Origin of the sequence: Aliivibrio sp. 1S128, from assembly GCF_001691065.1 — a bacterium.
Taxonomy (GTDB): Bacteria; Pseudomonadota; Gammaproteobacteria; order Enterobacterales; family Vibrionaceae; genus Aliivibrio.
On sequence record NZ_MAJV01000126.1, the window covers coordinates 14,707 to 29,665 of the forward strand.

Sequence of the window (14,959 nt, forward strand, 5' to 3'; positions counted from 1 at the left end):
TACAAAAGACCGATCATTAAGATCGGCCTAGGTTGCTAATTGATATTAGTTTAGGATAGAACGAACATAATCAACGATTTCTTGGTTTTCAGCATTGTTAAATAAACACGCTTGAAAACGTTCACCCATAACTGCAGTTTTAACTAATTCAGGATCCATAGACTTTAGTGCGTCAATATAATTGTCTTTAGCGACAGCAAGTTTAACTTGATTCAAAATAGCTGCATTTTGTTGTTGTGGAAGTGCGCGTTCAATAGGGTAGCCTTGGCCACATTCACAGCCAGATAATAATACTTTTTCAAAAATATTACGGATGTTTAATTCTGCAGCCCAACCAAACCCTTTAGCAAATGCAAGAGCAAGTGCATTACCATTGTTGATTTGAGTAAATAAGAACGCATCAGATGGTTCAATAGCAAGACCACAAACAACGTTATGATGAGCATTACAACTCATCATTGCACCTTGACCAGTACCACAGCCAGTAAATACAAAATCAACCGCTTTAGAAGCTAAAAGAATAGAAGCTTGGATGCCAAGGTGAATATAAGTCAGGTGGTGATCTTGATCATCAGACATGCCGACGTTAAATACTTCATCGTTACTTTGTGCTGTTACTGTAAGTAATTCATTTAAAACGATTGAGTTTTTAGCCGCTTGGCTATTTTCCATAGTTAATGCAATTTTCATTTTAATTCCAAATTTTTGTTTAAAATTCGATCGTCTTTATGCAATCGAATGATGGTGATTATGTTTACTGACATCGCCGTAATTTCTAAAAGAACACCACCAATTGAACCAATTAAAATATTGTTAATTAGCCAACATGTAGCGCCGATAAAAAACCAACAGCACATTTTTATTCCGTCGAGCATAAATATCGCGTAACTACCAATTACAGTTCCTATTATAGGGAATAGTTGCCACATGTAATCGGTCGTTAAAATGCCAAATAGCAAGCTGGTACATACAAAAGCAAATGCGATATAACCATTTCGAATAAAAATTGCTGTTGTGGTTCTCATTGCCGATAGCCAGGAGCTGAGAGCCGATACTGTCGAGCCTAGTAATAGATAATGAAACATATGGTTGATGTTTAAAGCCAACATAAGGATCTTCAATCGTTTATCATTTTTTTGATAGAATGCGGCAATGCCTAAAATGAAACTAAGAAGACCTAATAGCTGGGCAAATGAGAAAATATCAACCAAACTGGGATCCATCAACGAGACAGCCAACCGCCATCTACAGCAATTGTATAGCCATTGATATAATCAGATGCTTTTGAGGCTAAGAATACACAAGCTCCTTGTAGATCTTCAGGTGTTCCCCAACGATTTGCTGGGATACGCTCAAGGATAGCCTTGTTGCGTTCTGCATCTTCACGTAATGCTTGTGTATTATTGGTCGCCATATATCCAGGGGCAATAGCGTTAACATTGACACCGTATTGACCCCATTCATTAGCTATCGCACGAGTGACACCCATAACCGCACTTTTTGATGCTGTATATGATGGAACACGAACTCCACCTTGGAAAGATAGCATTGATGCGATGTTAATAATTTTACCACCTTCACCTTGAGCTATGAATTGTTTTGCAACTGCTTGAGATAAGAAGAAAGTCGTCTTAATGTTGATGTTCATTACATCATCCCAATCGTTTTCTGTGAAATCAATTGCATCATTACGGCGAATAATGCCAGCATTGTTTACTAGAATATCAATGCGGCCGAACTCAGCAACCGCTTGTTCTACGATAGAATCAATAGAGTCCATTGCCATTAAATTAGCACGAATATCAAAAAACTTACGACCGATAGCTTCGATTTTACTAATAGTATCAGTTGGTTCAGTGATGTTAACACCGATAATGTCACAGCCAGCTTCAGCAAGACCTAGAGCCATACCTTGACCAAGGCCAGTATCACAACCCGTTACGATTGCTACTTTGCCGCTTAAATTAAATGAATCAAGAATCATGGGATAACCTTATTTTAAAATTTTCATAACTTGTGTAGCTGCAAGTAAAAATGCACCTGCGCCATAATCAATGTTGTGTTCAAATTCAACATCTCGTGGGTTGTAAGCGGGTAGTTGAACCCATCCAATCATGCCGTTGTCGTGAACACAGGTTTCTAATGCTTCCCACGATTTAGTGATGATTGGTAAGTAAATAGATTTATCTAATAAACCTTTTTCAACTCCCCATGCTAGGCCACAGACAAACAAAGAGGTTGCACTGCTTTCTGGCGATGGGTAATTCTCTGGGTCAAGTAAACTAGTGCGCCAGAATCCATCCTCTTGCTGATATTTAATGACTTCTTCAGCTAGCGCAGTGAACATTGCAATGTATTGCCCGCGAGTAGGGTAATCTTGTGGCATATGTTCTAGAATTCTAGGGATTGCTGTTAGAACCCAACCAATACCCCGTGACCAAAATATTTTTTCACCGTTCTTTTCTCGAAGCTCGGTTTGCTCATCATTTGGAATATATCGATGATCTCGATAATACAAACCAGTTTCAGGGTCATACAGATTATCAACAGCATCCCAGAATGCAGTATCCATATAATCGATGTATTTTTTATCATCTGTAATCGCAGAAATACCAGCAAATGCAGGAGGTGCCATGAATAATGAGTCACACCACCACCAGTCATTACGGCCATTTTTAGGGTCATTGATCATGATATCGAATGCATTTGTTGCATACTCAATGATTTCAGGCGTATCCATCAAAGGGTAGAGTGGTAAATAAGCTTGAATACAGACATGGTCATCAGCAAAACGAGGTAAATGACCTGGTCTAAATCCTGTATTGAGTGTGTAGTCCATTAAACCATCAAGGTAGTCTTGATCATTGGTTTCTTTCCAGGCATCAGCCACGGATAACCAAAATACGCCACGTTCCCAATCTGTTGCACGTAGAAAACGTTTTTTACCAGTACTTCGAATAACAAAGCGGGTACGGTTCGTATGCTGCCATTGATAGACTTTTTTCATTAAGTCTTGAATGTGTTCCTTGTTCATTTCCAATCCTTGAGTAATTAAAGAGCGTCTTTAAATTCGTCACTTGTATTTGCTTCTTGTTCTTGGATAACAAGGTGCATATCATTCATTGTTGAGCGACCTATCTCTAGGACGATCTCAGACAGTTCTTCTAATGACACATCATCACGTTCAAAACATGCATTTGTAATCATTGGCAGATTACAACCCCCAATAACCTTAACGTCATTTCTAGAGAGCATGATAGCTACAGCTCGGTTACAAGGAGAACCCCCGATAACATCAGTCAGAAATAAAACGCCTTGACCATTATTTACTCTCTCAACAGCGTTGATCATTTTACGTTCAAGCTCTTCAGTAGTAATTGATGAAACAAAGTCAATGAACTCGATAGAACTTTGTTCACCAACAATGGCATCAACTGCTGATTTCATACCCGACGCGAAATTTATGTGTCCAGAAACAATAATACCAATCATCTTTAATCCTTAAAAAATACCAAGTAAATGACCGCCAACACCGGCAAATAAAGTACCAAAAATTAAAACTGTTGGAGATTTACCTTTTTTAACAAAGTAGTACATTAACCAAACCAGTAGCATTGGTAATATGTTTGGCATTATCTTATCGAACATACCAGTTTGTAAGCTGATAGATGCAGCACCAGCCTCAAGAACAATATCCGTTTTCACTTTAACGAATTTTGCTACCATTGAACCAATAACACCTAAACCAACGATGTTAGCTGCACGGCCTAATTTCTCTGCTTGGTCTGATAATTTTTCTAATGCTGAAACACCAGCGTTATAGCCTAAGAACAGTAACCAGAAATACATAGGAATACGGTACGCTTGGTATAAAACAAAGAATACTAAAACACCTAAAGGATTGCCTTGTAGAGCAATAGAACAACCGATAGCTAATGTTAGAGGGAGCATAACAGAGTGGTCCAGTGCGTCACCTACACCAGACACTGAGCCCATAGTTGCCGCTTTAACTGAAGCAATAGTTGATGGCTTTTCTTTGTTTTCTTCCATTGCAATAGCTAAGCCAAGGGGAAGGGTAAACATTTTTGGATTAGCATTGTAAAATTGTAAATTGTTCTTCAATGCTTTTTTAAGATCCTCAGGGTTAGAGTGGATCTTTTTTAATGCTGGGCTTATTGAATAACAGAAACCACCCGCTTGCATACGGTTATAGTTAAAGTTACCTTCCATTAATAATCCACGAAAACCAATTTTCCATAAGTCATTCTTAGTGATGACTTTTTTAGTTGTCTGGTCATGATAAGTGTCATGGTTCATATCTACTTCGGTATCAGTGTTTACTTTATTAGGTGATTGACCTTGGTAGAAGTTATCGTTCAAATCCATATTAATATTAGAGCTCATCGTCAAATCCTTTTGTGTTAGAAGCATTGTTTGAATCTGATTTATTACTATTTAAATAATCAAGGACTGCAATACATGTGAAGATTACAGCGACAGCTAAAATGGGAAGATCGAAATAAGTTGCACAAATAAATCCTAAAAAGAAGTAAGGTAATATTTGAATGTTGAACATGGTTCGAAGTAGCATCGCGAAACCTACTGCTGGCATCATGCCTCCGGCAATCGCCATACCTTTAACAATACTTTCTGGTAGATATTCTTGAATAAACTCAGCACCTGACACTCCAAAGAAAATCGCACTAAAACCAACAATGCCGTAAAGCAACGCTCGAGCGCTTAATCCTAAATAAAGTAGTTTGTCTAATCCTTTTAAGTTAAGTTCAGATGCGTACTGATCCGCTTTTTGCATCATTGGTGCACAAGATGTGAATAAGAAAATAACGGCAGTTTGCATTGCAAGAGCAAAAGGGATCGACATACCAATAGCAGCTTCAGGTGTCATGTTTAATTTAATTGCGAACATGGTACCAACGATTGCGCCGATGGTTGTATCTGGTGGTTGAACGCCAGCATTTGATACTAGACCTAACCAAGCGAGTTCAAATGTAGCACCCGCAATTAATCCTGTTTGTAAGTCCCCAAGAATTAAACCAACAACAGTACCTGTGACGAGCGGTCTGTGAATACCAGTAAAGATATCAAATTTATCAATACCACATAATGCGGCCCATACACCGACTAAAATAGCTTCCATTAACATTTTTATTTACCTTAAATATTTAGGTTTTTAGTGAGTGAAAAAATACATTCTTTTTCACTTTCCGGCATATGTTGAACAGTGCAGGAGCTGCCATGTTCTTTAAGGATTTCGAAGGCTTCCATGTCTTTTTCGTTAACATTTATATATTTGTTAACTTGAATGCGACCTTCATGAAAATGCATATTACCAATGTTAATTTCAGGCAGTTTGATGCCACCTTGAACGATGCGGGCAAAATCTATTGGATCTTTACAAAGAACTAAAATTTTACGATCTGGCCCTGCTTTAGGTAGGTTATCTATTGTTTGCTGAATAGTTCGAAATAGAACAGCAAAATCACTACCGGCAGAAGCTTTGAATGGACCTTGAAGCGGCTCAAGCCCTGCGATTTCATCATTTGCAACAATTATAGTATTCGCACCTGAATGTTTGCCCCATTGCAACCGGATTTGACCGTGAATTAAGCGTTCATCAATGCGAGCTAAAACGATATTAGCCATTTATTTTCCCTTTAAATAAGTTAAGTTGGTTTAAAAATTGTTACGTTATTAGATTTTAAATTATCTAAAACTTCGATAGACACATTTTCATCTGTAATTACTGCATCAATTGAGTTCGTGTCAAAGACCCAAAATTGACTGTGATTTTCAAAACATTCTGAAGTAGCAATCACAATAATTTGCTCAGATATTTCACGTAGTGTTTTGATTAACTCAGCGTCTGATTCACTGTTTGCAAATACGCCTTGTGAAGAACTAAATCCATCAATAAAGATGAATGACTTGCTAAATCTATGACTCTTCACATTTTTTATCATTTGTGACCCAGTGAATTTCATTAGGTCAAGATTAACGCGACCACCTGTCATGAATAAGTGGATGTTTTCAACATGTAAGGTTCTTACTAAGTTCAAATCATTACTTACTACTTTTGAATGGTGCCAATCTTTAACTCCTCTCATTGATTGTCTAATAAGTTTATTGCTATCAATAAAAATAGAATCATTTTCTTGTAGCAATTTCGCGACTGTTTGACCAAAGAAATCTAATCTTGAATCAACGGTTTGCTGAGCCTTCTTATTACTATCAGATAGTTGAGAAAGTACTGCTTTGTTAACTAATGCATACCCGTGCGCTCTAATTAGAAATCCATTCTTTTCAAGAAACCTTAAGTCAGCCCTAATTGTGGCTCCTGTCACATGGAAAATGGTTGATAGCTCGTCAACATGTAATTTTCCTCTTAATCCGACAAGATTAACTATTTCAAGTCGTCTCTCTAATGATGGTTTTGCAGTATCACTATTTAATTTAGTTTTCATTTGTTTTCACTTTCATTCGTAGTCTGTCGTAGGATTATTATTTCGGCAATTGATTTTTACAATAAGCTTGATGAAGCTCACATTCTCATTATTGATACGTGATGCGTATCATGTAATTGAATGTATATCTGCTTGATATATACCAGTAACACTTATTTTCTAATACTAAATGGGTATTAATTATTGAAGTGAGACTCAATATTTTGCTGATCAGCTCAATTTCTGACGAATAATCATAATGTTTACTGACATAGAGCAAGCTATATACAGCATCATTTAATGATACAGTAATTTAATTCTTTTTTCTTTTAGTTTCTCAAATTGTGATCAAAGTGAAAGAAAGTAAAAATATTATGAATATAATAAAAAAAAGAAAGCGTCGGGGATTTTTACTTGATCGTATTATTTAGAGGTAAACACTATGAGAATTAATGCTTGCACTGTTGTCATTCTTGGATTGGCAGCTACCGCAATTGCATTGCCGCTATCAGCTCGAACATGGGTTGAGGTCGGATCGGAATATGAAGAATATTTCAATGAAATAGATGATTCAGGAAAGGAACATTTGTATGAGCAATTGACTGCTTATGTTCCATATATTCGCTTTTCACATTCACCAAACAATAATGAGTGGAATGTCTGGGGACGATATTTTAAAAAAGAATATATAAATGCTGATTTATTTCCTAATGAAATTACATCAATGACAGAGCGTGCAGAAATGCATTACACGCGATCAGACAGATTTGGTGCATGGCGTTTTCGTTCTGGTGTAGGCGTTCGCTACAACGGATATGATATTGATCGTTATGAGGTTGAATATCGTGCCTATCCACAAGTAGATTATTTTATTAATCCGACAAATCAATTATTTACTAATGGTCATGTCTATCTTGGACAAGCTCGCGGTAAACGTTCAATGGATTCACAAGCAGAAGACTATGTTGATTGGGGTTATGAATATGAATTTGGTTTAATTCATCGTATTAATACGACCTCATCAATAAAGCCACACTTTTATACTGAGTTCGATAGCTTTGAAAATAACTATGACATTGATTATTGGCAATTTCGTTTGGTTTATACCCAAAAGGTTGGGCGTGTAACCATAAATCCATTTGTGCGGATTGGTCTGGGTCGAAATATTATAGAACGTTCTCACTATGACCCTGAACGCTGGGGGATAGAACTTGATAAAAACTACTCTCGAGCAGGTGTTTACGGAAATGTTGGGATTTCCGGTAAGTTGAATTTGATTTATGAAACGTATTGGCAAGAAGAGAAAAACAGTTATTACGATGGTGGAAGTGGCACTGTAAAAGCATTGCCTTATCGCAATAAATTCTTTGCAAAGCTTGGTATGCAATACGTATTTTAAGGACATATTTTGAAAAATTTAAATCTATCCGTTCTTGCTGTGTCAATGTCTATCATTTTTGGTGCGTTAAGTACTCCAGTTTTGGCAATTACATCACATGACACGGATCAACAAATAAACATCATGTCACAAGAAGAGACATTTTCTGTGATGCGAACTCGCTGGGCTTCGTATTTCTTGGGTGATCCTAATTTACCAATGAATTCAAAACTAGGTGCTGAAGTTACCGTTATTAATAATGAAGCGTTAGAGTTACTTAAAAATCTACAACTTAATAAAGAAGGGTTATGGGCAGATGTATCTCTTAATAATGACAGTTCAGAAGGTCGTTTACAATTAGGATCTCAGTTATATAAGACTTATCAGCGCATTTTTACGCTTGCTCGTGCATATAAGTTGAAAGGTGGAGAGCTTGAAGGTGATTCACAATTACGTGAAATGGTCATTGATAGTTTGGCGTTTTTAAATGAGAATTATTATCAAGTTGGTACGGCAGAGTATGGAAATTGGTGGCAATGGGAGTTGGGTATTAGTCGTGTTGTTCATAATACACTGATTATTTTATATGATGATATTCCCTATGAAATTATAGCCAATTATATTGATGCGACTCGTTATTTTGTACCTCGAGCAACCCATCTAAGTGAAGGTTATGGGGCTCCGTATTCGAGTGCGCCTTTAATGTGGGAATCTACAGGTGGGAATCGTACTGATAATGCTCAGGTTGTCCTGATCCGAGGGCTACTTGAAAATAATGAAAGTGAAATAAAAGAGGCAATTGAAGCATTATCAAGTGTCATTCCTTATGTAGAAGAGGGCGATGGTTTTTATAAGGACGGCTCTTATATTCAGCATAAAGATTTACCTTATAGTGGTACGTATGGACAGGTAATGATCGAAGGTTTAGGTATGTTATTAGGAGTGGTATCTAATACACGATATCAGGCAACAGATCCTAATTTACAAAAAATATATCCATTACTATTAGAATCTTTCGCTCCATTAATGGTTGATGGGCGCATGATGGATATGGTTAATGGTCGTGCTATTTCTCGCTTATATGGTCAAAATGATAAAGTGGGGCAGTCGATTCTAAGTGCAATGATGCTCTATTTAGATGGCGCACCACCAGAATATAAACAGCAACTCGAAGTTTTTATTAAATCTCAATTAGTGAATTCAAATAATGGACTAGAAAGATCTGGCATTTTAAGCTCGTATCAAATTGCTCATGCATTGATGAAGTCCAAAGATATAACGGTGAATAAGCCTGTATTCCATAAACAATTTTCAGAAATGGATCGAGTTGTTCACCACCGCAATAATTGGTCTTTTGGTATTGCAATGCATTCAAAACGTGTTGGTAACTACGAATGTATAAATAATGAAAACCTAAAAGGTTGGCATACAGCAGATGGAATGACGTATTTGTATAATGAGCAAGATCATTATCAAAATGGCTATTGGGTAACAGTTGACCCATATAAGTTGGCAGGTACGACGACTCTTTTAGTTGAAAGAGATATTTGTACTGGTCAGCTTTCAACTCAGCGAGATGGACGTAACCGTTCAATGGGATGGACTGGTGGTGCGGCATTAGAAGGTTACGGTGTCACTGGTATGGATTTTGTTAATTTTAATCGTGATCTGAAGGCTAAAAAATCCTGGTTCATGTTTGATGATGAAATTATTGCTTTAGGGTCTGCTATTGAAAATTCAAGCGATAATAAAGCGATTACTACGATTGAAAACCGTAAAATTGATTCAGAGTCAGTCGTTAAAGTTAATGGTAGCGTGTTAGGCCTAGATAATGAGTTTGTTGGTAAATTAGATCGATTATCAATTAAATACAGTGATGTAAAAGCTCCGTTGCAATACGTGAGTTTAGACGAGCAACCAATAACAATTTCTAAAAAATGTCGTTCTGGTGATTGGTCTGATATTGGTAATAATAAAGGTTCTGTAGAGGCATGTTTTGTTGAAGCTACAATCGTGCATAAAGGAGATCTTGGTACATATGCTTATGCAATTATTCCAGAACAAGAAACAATAGTTATACCTGCAATAACCATAGTGTCTAATACAAGCGATGTTCAAGCAGTAATGCATAACAAACTGGGTATTTTTGCAGCTAACTTTTTTGATGATGGTAAAGCTGGTCATATTGAATCGGACTCTTCCATGTCTATTATAACTAAAGAGACTAATGGTTTAGTTACTATTTCAATATCTGACCCTACACGTAGTTGGTTTAACACTAAGTTTGTTATTGATGGTCAGTTTGAAATTATGACTGATATTGAAAGTCGTATAACGTTAAATAGTAATAAAATTTCAGCGGATTTATCTGATTTAGCTGGTTCAAGTTATACGTTTACATTAAAACGCATTAAGTAAGATAAATGATGAAATCGTTTAAATATACTACCATCGCATTAATTGTTGGTGTGTTAACCGGTTGTGGTGGTTCAGATGAAAAAAATGAACCATTAAAATCTGAAATTCAATTTATTGAATTTCGTACACAGTGGAATAGTTATTTTATTGGCGATTCATCACTACCGTTTGATGACGAGCTACATACAGTAGTTAACAAGCTTAATTCTCAAACTAAAGTGTGGTTGGCAGACCACACTTTATCTAGAACTGGTTTGTGGTCAGATATACGTCTTGATGTTCCTAATAATGAATTGGGTAATCAATTACACAAAACATACCAACGATTGTTGTCTATGGCTCGTGTATATAATTTACCTGGAGGGGAATTTAAAGGAAATGCTGATTTAAATAGTACCATTATTGAAAGTTTGGAATTATTAAATCAACAATATTACAAAACTGATGTACAAGAGTTTGGTAATTGGTGGAATTGGCAAGTTGGTATTCCTAAAAATATAAATGATATTTTATTGTTAATGGGAAGTAATGTTAATAATGAACTATTAAAGCAATACATTAATGCCACTCGATATTTTGTTCCGAACCCTACACATTTTAGTGAAGGACTGGGGGCTGGAAGTTCAAGTAGTCCAAAACCTTTTGAAACAACTGGAGCAAATAGAATTGATAATGCACGAGTTGTATTAATTCGTAGTGTTTTAGAGAATAATGAAAATGAATTTAAAGCTGCTATTGCTGCCATTATTCCTGTTATCGATTACGTTGATAATAGTGACGGTTTTTATATCGATGATTCATTTTTACAGCACAAAGATATTCCATATACGGGGACGTATGGAAATGAATTAATTAAAGGGTTAGGGATGATGTTAGGGGCTATTGAAGAGACCGATATGTCTTTTTCTAATAAGTTTTATAATATTTATCCTATTATTTTTAATTCATTTTCACCTTTAATGATTGATGGGCGTATGATGGATTTTGTTAACGGTCGTGCAATATCGAGGGTTTCTGGACAAAATCATAAGATCGGACATTCTGTTATTGAGTCAATGTTATTGTATGTTGAATCAGCAAAAGAGAATGATAAAGATAAACTAAAATCCTTAATTAAAACTCAAATATTGAATGATACTTTCCTTGATTATTTTGGTTCTGTCACTTCAATTAATACATATCAATTAGCACAGAACATAGTGAATGATGATAGCGTTTTATTGTTGAATCGCCACAAAGAACATCATCAATTTCCAGCAATGGATAGGGTTGTACACCATCGTGATACTTGGTCATTTGGGATTGCAATGCACTCAAACCGTGTCGGTAACTATGAATGCGTTAATGGTGAAAATTTAAAGGGGTGGTATACATCTGATGGAATGAACTATTTATATAATGGTCAACGTGATCACTATACTGGTTATTTTGCGGTTGTAGACCCCTATCAATTAGCCGGAACAACAGTTCTTGAAGAGGTAAGAGAGAACTGCTCGGGCCAGAAAAGCGAGCAACGTGATGGACGACAAGTTCTAATTGAATGGTCAGGAGGTACTTCTTTAGAAGGTTACGGTGTTGCGGGGTTTGATTTTACAAACTATAGCGATCTTTTAAAAGCTAAAAAATCGTGGTTTATGTTTGATGATGAAATTGTTGCCTTAGGGTCTAATATTAAAAATAATAGTAGCAGTAATGCAAGGACTATTATTGAAAATAGAAAAATAGAATGCGGATCTGAAATTGAAATAAATAACGTTAATTATATTAGCAATCCTAATTTTGTAGGAGAACTTAAAAATTTAGATATAAAAGTTACAAATCAAATTAATCCAATTTCTTATGTTGTATTAGGTAGTAATAACACAACAATTGAAATTAAAGAAAACAAAGGTAATTGGTCTGATATTGGTTCTGGTTATGGATCCTTATCTAATTGTTTTGTGACTGCATCTATAAATCATGAAATGATCGATGATAGTTATCAATATATGATTATTCCAAACGCTAGTAATAAAGAAGGTTCGACATCAGCAATTGAAATTATACGAAATGACGCAATTGCACATGCCGTTAATCATAAAAAATTAAATATATTAACAGCTAATTTTTGGAAACCAGGTTCTGCGGGTATGGTTACTGCGTTGACCCCTTTATCTATTATGATAAAGAAAAAAGGAGATGAAATGAAAATTTCAGTTTCAGATCCTATGTACTCGCAGCAACCAATAAAGTTTGTGTTAAATACATCATTTGTAATAAGTGATGATGTACATGATCGCGTTTATATAAATGACAGAAAATTAACTGTTGATCTTAATGATTTATATGGCGACACCTATACTTTTTCATTAAAGGGAAAAACTAATGAACAGTAATAAGAATAAATATATTTTAGCTATGGGTATATCTCTTGCTCTAGCTGGTTGCGGTAATGAAAGTTCAGATAAACCAAAAATACCAACGTTACCTCCGATTGATAGTAGCAAACCAATTATTGGTGATTTTAAAAATATAATAGTACCTAACCTAGAAGAGCTTGCTGGCCTTAGTGGAATCGATCTTGTTTCAGGAATTGAGGATCAACTCAATGCTAACTTAACCGTGAAGTCAGGTCAGTTTAAGATTACACCAAAGTGGGGGATGGGAACATCTCATGCATGGGATGTAACAAATTTAAATGTAGTTCAAAATGGTGATAAATATGTACTTGAAACTAGAATAGACAAAGGTGTAGTGGGTGTGCCATCAAGCTCTAATGCAGTGACTAATGGATTTAGTTTTCTGATTGAACTACCAAATGGTTTAGTTAAAGAAGCATCAATGTCTTATAAGTTTAAATTAGGTACATCTCTTGGCTTTGGTAGTCCTTCTAAATCACCGGATTATATTTTCTTAGGGGGTTTTACAAGTGGTGACCCATTAGTTGAAAACAAGCCAAGTGCAGAAGGTAGTGGATTCACTTATAAACTATCTACTGATCGTTATGGTTATGTGAATACAAGATTTATGGATGGAAATAAAGATCTATTTAATCAACAGCTTCAAAAACTTGGCAAGCCATTAAAAGCCAATAATCAAACGTGGAATATTGTTCAATTAAATATTAAAACGAATGATTTTTTTGCAGGGGTGCCATTAGATAATGGGTCAATTTCCGTTCTGCACGACACAGTACAAATCACACCCAAAGCAGGGTCGTTTAGTGATAGGATTTTAATAAATAACACTCATAATTACAAACTAACAACGTTATTTGAATTCTACCGTCATTATAAACACGGTGCAGATCAAGATAGCGCCCTACAAGAACAAGTTATTCAAATTAAAGATTTAGCTATTGCTTGGAATGATGAAGTAGTGACATTGCCAGATGTTCCAGTTGAACCCACACCAGTAAATGCTTGTACTGAGAAAGGATTTAATCAAGCAAGAAATCTAGATCTTTCTAAACTGAAGGGATTAACTGGACAGGCGCTTATTGATGGTATTGAAAAGCAGATAGGTGATAATAATGGTTTACCTTCTGATTATGATACGAATCGTAGTAATATGGCTGTTGTTGATTTTGGTGGAGAACTAGCTCTTGAAGTAACGTATATGGCAGGGCAAGGTTCAGTTAATGATGCAGAAAATGGTTCTAGCTTGAAAGTTCCATTCCCTATGCCGGATACCTCTCTTTCTGGAGCCTGTATTGCTTATGATGTGTTTTTAGATAAGGATTCATCAACTAATAATGACTTAATTTTCTTGCCAAATATTAGCTTAGTTAACGGAACTGATGTCATCTCAGATCATCGTTATTCAACCAGTAAATATAAACGCTTTGCGGCTAAATTTAGCAACCCACCACATAAAGATTTAAGTTGGTTAGATATTGGTAAATCATATACGAGTAAAGGGATTTGGCATCCAACCATTCAAACTATATCGTTTGATGGTAATGGGTTGGGTAATATTGATTATGTTCTAGCTGATAATACGTATTTTAGAACGGATCCTAACAAGTTTAACGGAGAAGAATTTAATACCGTATTGCATCAACTTGTCGAGCCTGAACTTGTAGATACTGTTAGTTTTACTACTAACTTTGATTCTTACCGCCATACTGTTGGTGGTAAAGAAAATCAGATTATTCGCTTTAAAAATATTGCGATTGGTTGGAAATAGTTGCGGGTTGTACTTCTTTCTTAGGAAGTACAACTTACTCATTTCTATTGACGTTAAACCTAGTGTTAGATCTGAGTGAATTAAAATATTTAGTTAATGATATAAGTATCATGTAATAGTGAACTAATTAAGCAATAGCGGATTTAAATTTGTTAGTAGTTAAATTGATAGGTTGTATAGTTGAGTCCAGTATGGCTTAAGATATTATTTGGTATGATATAAATAAAGTAGGAACAATACCAGCTTATATGACAGCAAAAAGCATGCTTGAAGTACAGAAAGGGATTTCAAAGTTAATTGAAAAAGTGATATCCGAAAGCTGATTATCATGAAGATCTGGTATAAATTCCAATCATAATCATAATCATAATCATAATCATAGAATTAGTTATAGTGTAGCGTTACTAATGTTTCTAATATTAACTACAACCTTATCTAAGTAACACTTTTAAAGTCTACTTTAAATAATTATTTTCAAATCAAATGGATAGGTTATACAATCGAGTCCAGTAGCGACCACATTATACGAAAGAGC

The 14,959-nt window shown here is 35.6% G+C and carries 13 protein-coding genes; 4 read left to right on the forward strand and 9 right to left on the reverse strand.

Translation table 11 applies throughout. The features are described 5' to 3' along the window. Positions 1–45 precede the first annotated feature (45 nt). The 9 genes from A6E03_RS17120 to A6E03_RS17160 are packed head-to-tail and all read right to left on the reverse strand — an operon-like array spanning position 46 to position 6,482. Positions 46–690, reverse strand: a complete 645-nt coding sequence (locus A6E03_RS17120; RefSeq protein WP_065601380.1) for an RpiB/LacA/LacB family sugar-phosphate isomerase — start codon at positions 688–690, stop codon at positions 46–48. Beyond that, positions 687–1,211 (reverse strand): YgjV family protein, encoded by a 525-nt coding sequence (locus tag A6E03_RS17125; RefSeq protein WP_255310662.1) that lies wholly within the window; start codon positions 1,209–1,211, stop codon positions 687–689. Before A6E03_RS17125 ends, A6E03_RS17120 begins: the two co-directional genes overlap by 4 nt. Positions 1,212–1,222: 11 nt before the next feature. Further along, positions 1,223–1,984 carry a 2-dehydro-3-deoxy-D-gluconate 5-dehydrogenase KduD gene (kduD, locus tag A6E03_RS17130; RefSeq protein ID WP_065601382.1) on the reverse strand — a complete coding sequence of 254 codons (762 nt, stop codon included), beginning with the start codon at positions 1,982–1,984 and terminating at the stop codon, positions 1,223–1,225. Positions 1,985–1,993: 9 nt separating this feature from the next. Continuing rightward, on the reverse strand, positions 1,994–3,034 hold the full coding sequence (locus A6E03_RS17135; RefSeq protein ID WP_065601383.1) for a glycoside hydrolase family 105 protein: 1,041 nt from the start codon (positions 3,032–3,034) through the stop codon (positions 1,994–1,996). A gap of 17 nt (positions 3,035–3,051) precedes the next feature. After that, complete coding sequence (gene agaF / locus A6E03_RS17140; protein ID WP_065591054.1) at positions 3,052–3,492, reverse strand: PTS galactosamine/N-acetylgalactosamine transporter subunit IIA; 441 nt, start codon at positions 3,490–3,492, stop codon at positions 3,052–3,054. 9 nt (positions 3,493–3,501) lie between these two features. Continuing rightward, positions 3,502–4,404: a PTS system mannose/fructose/sorbose family transporter subunit IID gene (locus A6E03_RS17145; RefSeq protein ID WP_065591055.1), complete on the reverse strand. Its 903-nt coding sequence runs from the start codon at positions 4,402–4,404 to the stop codon at positions 3,502–3,504. Next, complete coding sequence (gene agaW / locus A6E03_RS17150) at positions 4,394–5,164, reverse strand: PTS N-acetylgalactosamine transporter subunit IIC (protein WP_065601384.1); 771 nt, start codon at positions 5,162–5,164, stop codon at positions 4,394–4,396. Before agaW ends, A6E03_RS17145 begins: the two co-directional genes overlap by 11 nt. A gap of 11 nt (positions 5,165–5,175) precedes the next feature. Further along, on the reverse strand, positions 5,176–5,664 hold the full coding sequence (locus tag A6E03_RS17155) for a PTS sugar transporter subunit IIB (protein WP_065601385.1): 489 nt from the start codon (positions 5,662–5,664) through the stop codon (positions 5,176–5,178). Positions 5,665–5,684: 20 nt separating this feature from the next. After that, positions 5,685–6,482 carry a DeoR/GlpR family DNA-binding transcription regulator gene (locus A6E03_RS17160; protein ID WP_065601386.1) on the reverse strand — a complete coding sequence of 266 codons (798 nt, stop codon included), beginning with the start codon at positions 6,480–6,482 and terminating at the stop codon, positions 5,685–5,687. 421 nt (positions 6,483–6,903) lie between these two features. Between A6E03_RS17160 and A6E03_RS17165 the strand changes: the two genes are divergently transcribed. From A6E03_RS17165 to A6E03_RS17180, 4 genes are read left to right on the forward strand one after another with little or no spacing between them, the layout of a single operon-like run. Next, positions 6,904–7,860, forward strand: coding sequence for a hypothetical protein (locus A6E03_RS17165; RefSeq protein WP_065601387.1), 957 nt, complete (start codon positions 6,904–6,906; stop codon positions 7,858–7,860). Positions 7,861–7,869: 9 nt separating this feature from the next. After that, complete coding sequence (locus A6E03_RS17170) at positions 7,870–10,257, forward strand: polysaccharide lyase 8 family protein (RefSeq protein WP_065601388.1); 2,388 nt, start codon at positions 7,870–7,872, stop codon at positions 10,255–10,257. Between the two features lie 5 nt (positions 10,258–10,262). Next, positions 10,263–12,632: a polysaccharide lyase 8 family protein gene (locus A6E03_RS17175; protein WP_083201874.1), complete on the forward strand. Its 2,370-nt coding sequence runs from the start codon at positions 10,263–10,265 to the stop codon at positions 12,630–12,632. Next, the gene (locus tag A6E03_RS17180; protein ID WP_065601390.1) at positions 12,622–14,424 is read left to right on the forward strand and encodes a hypothetical protein; all 1,803 of its coding nucleotides are present in this window, start codon (positions 12,622–12,624) and stop codon (positions 14,422–14,424) included. Before A6E03_RS17175 ends, A6E03_RS17180 begins: the two co-directional genes overlap by 11 nt. Positions 14,425–14,959: the final 535 nt, after the last annotated feature.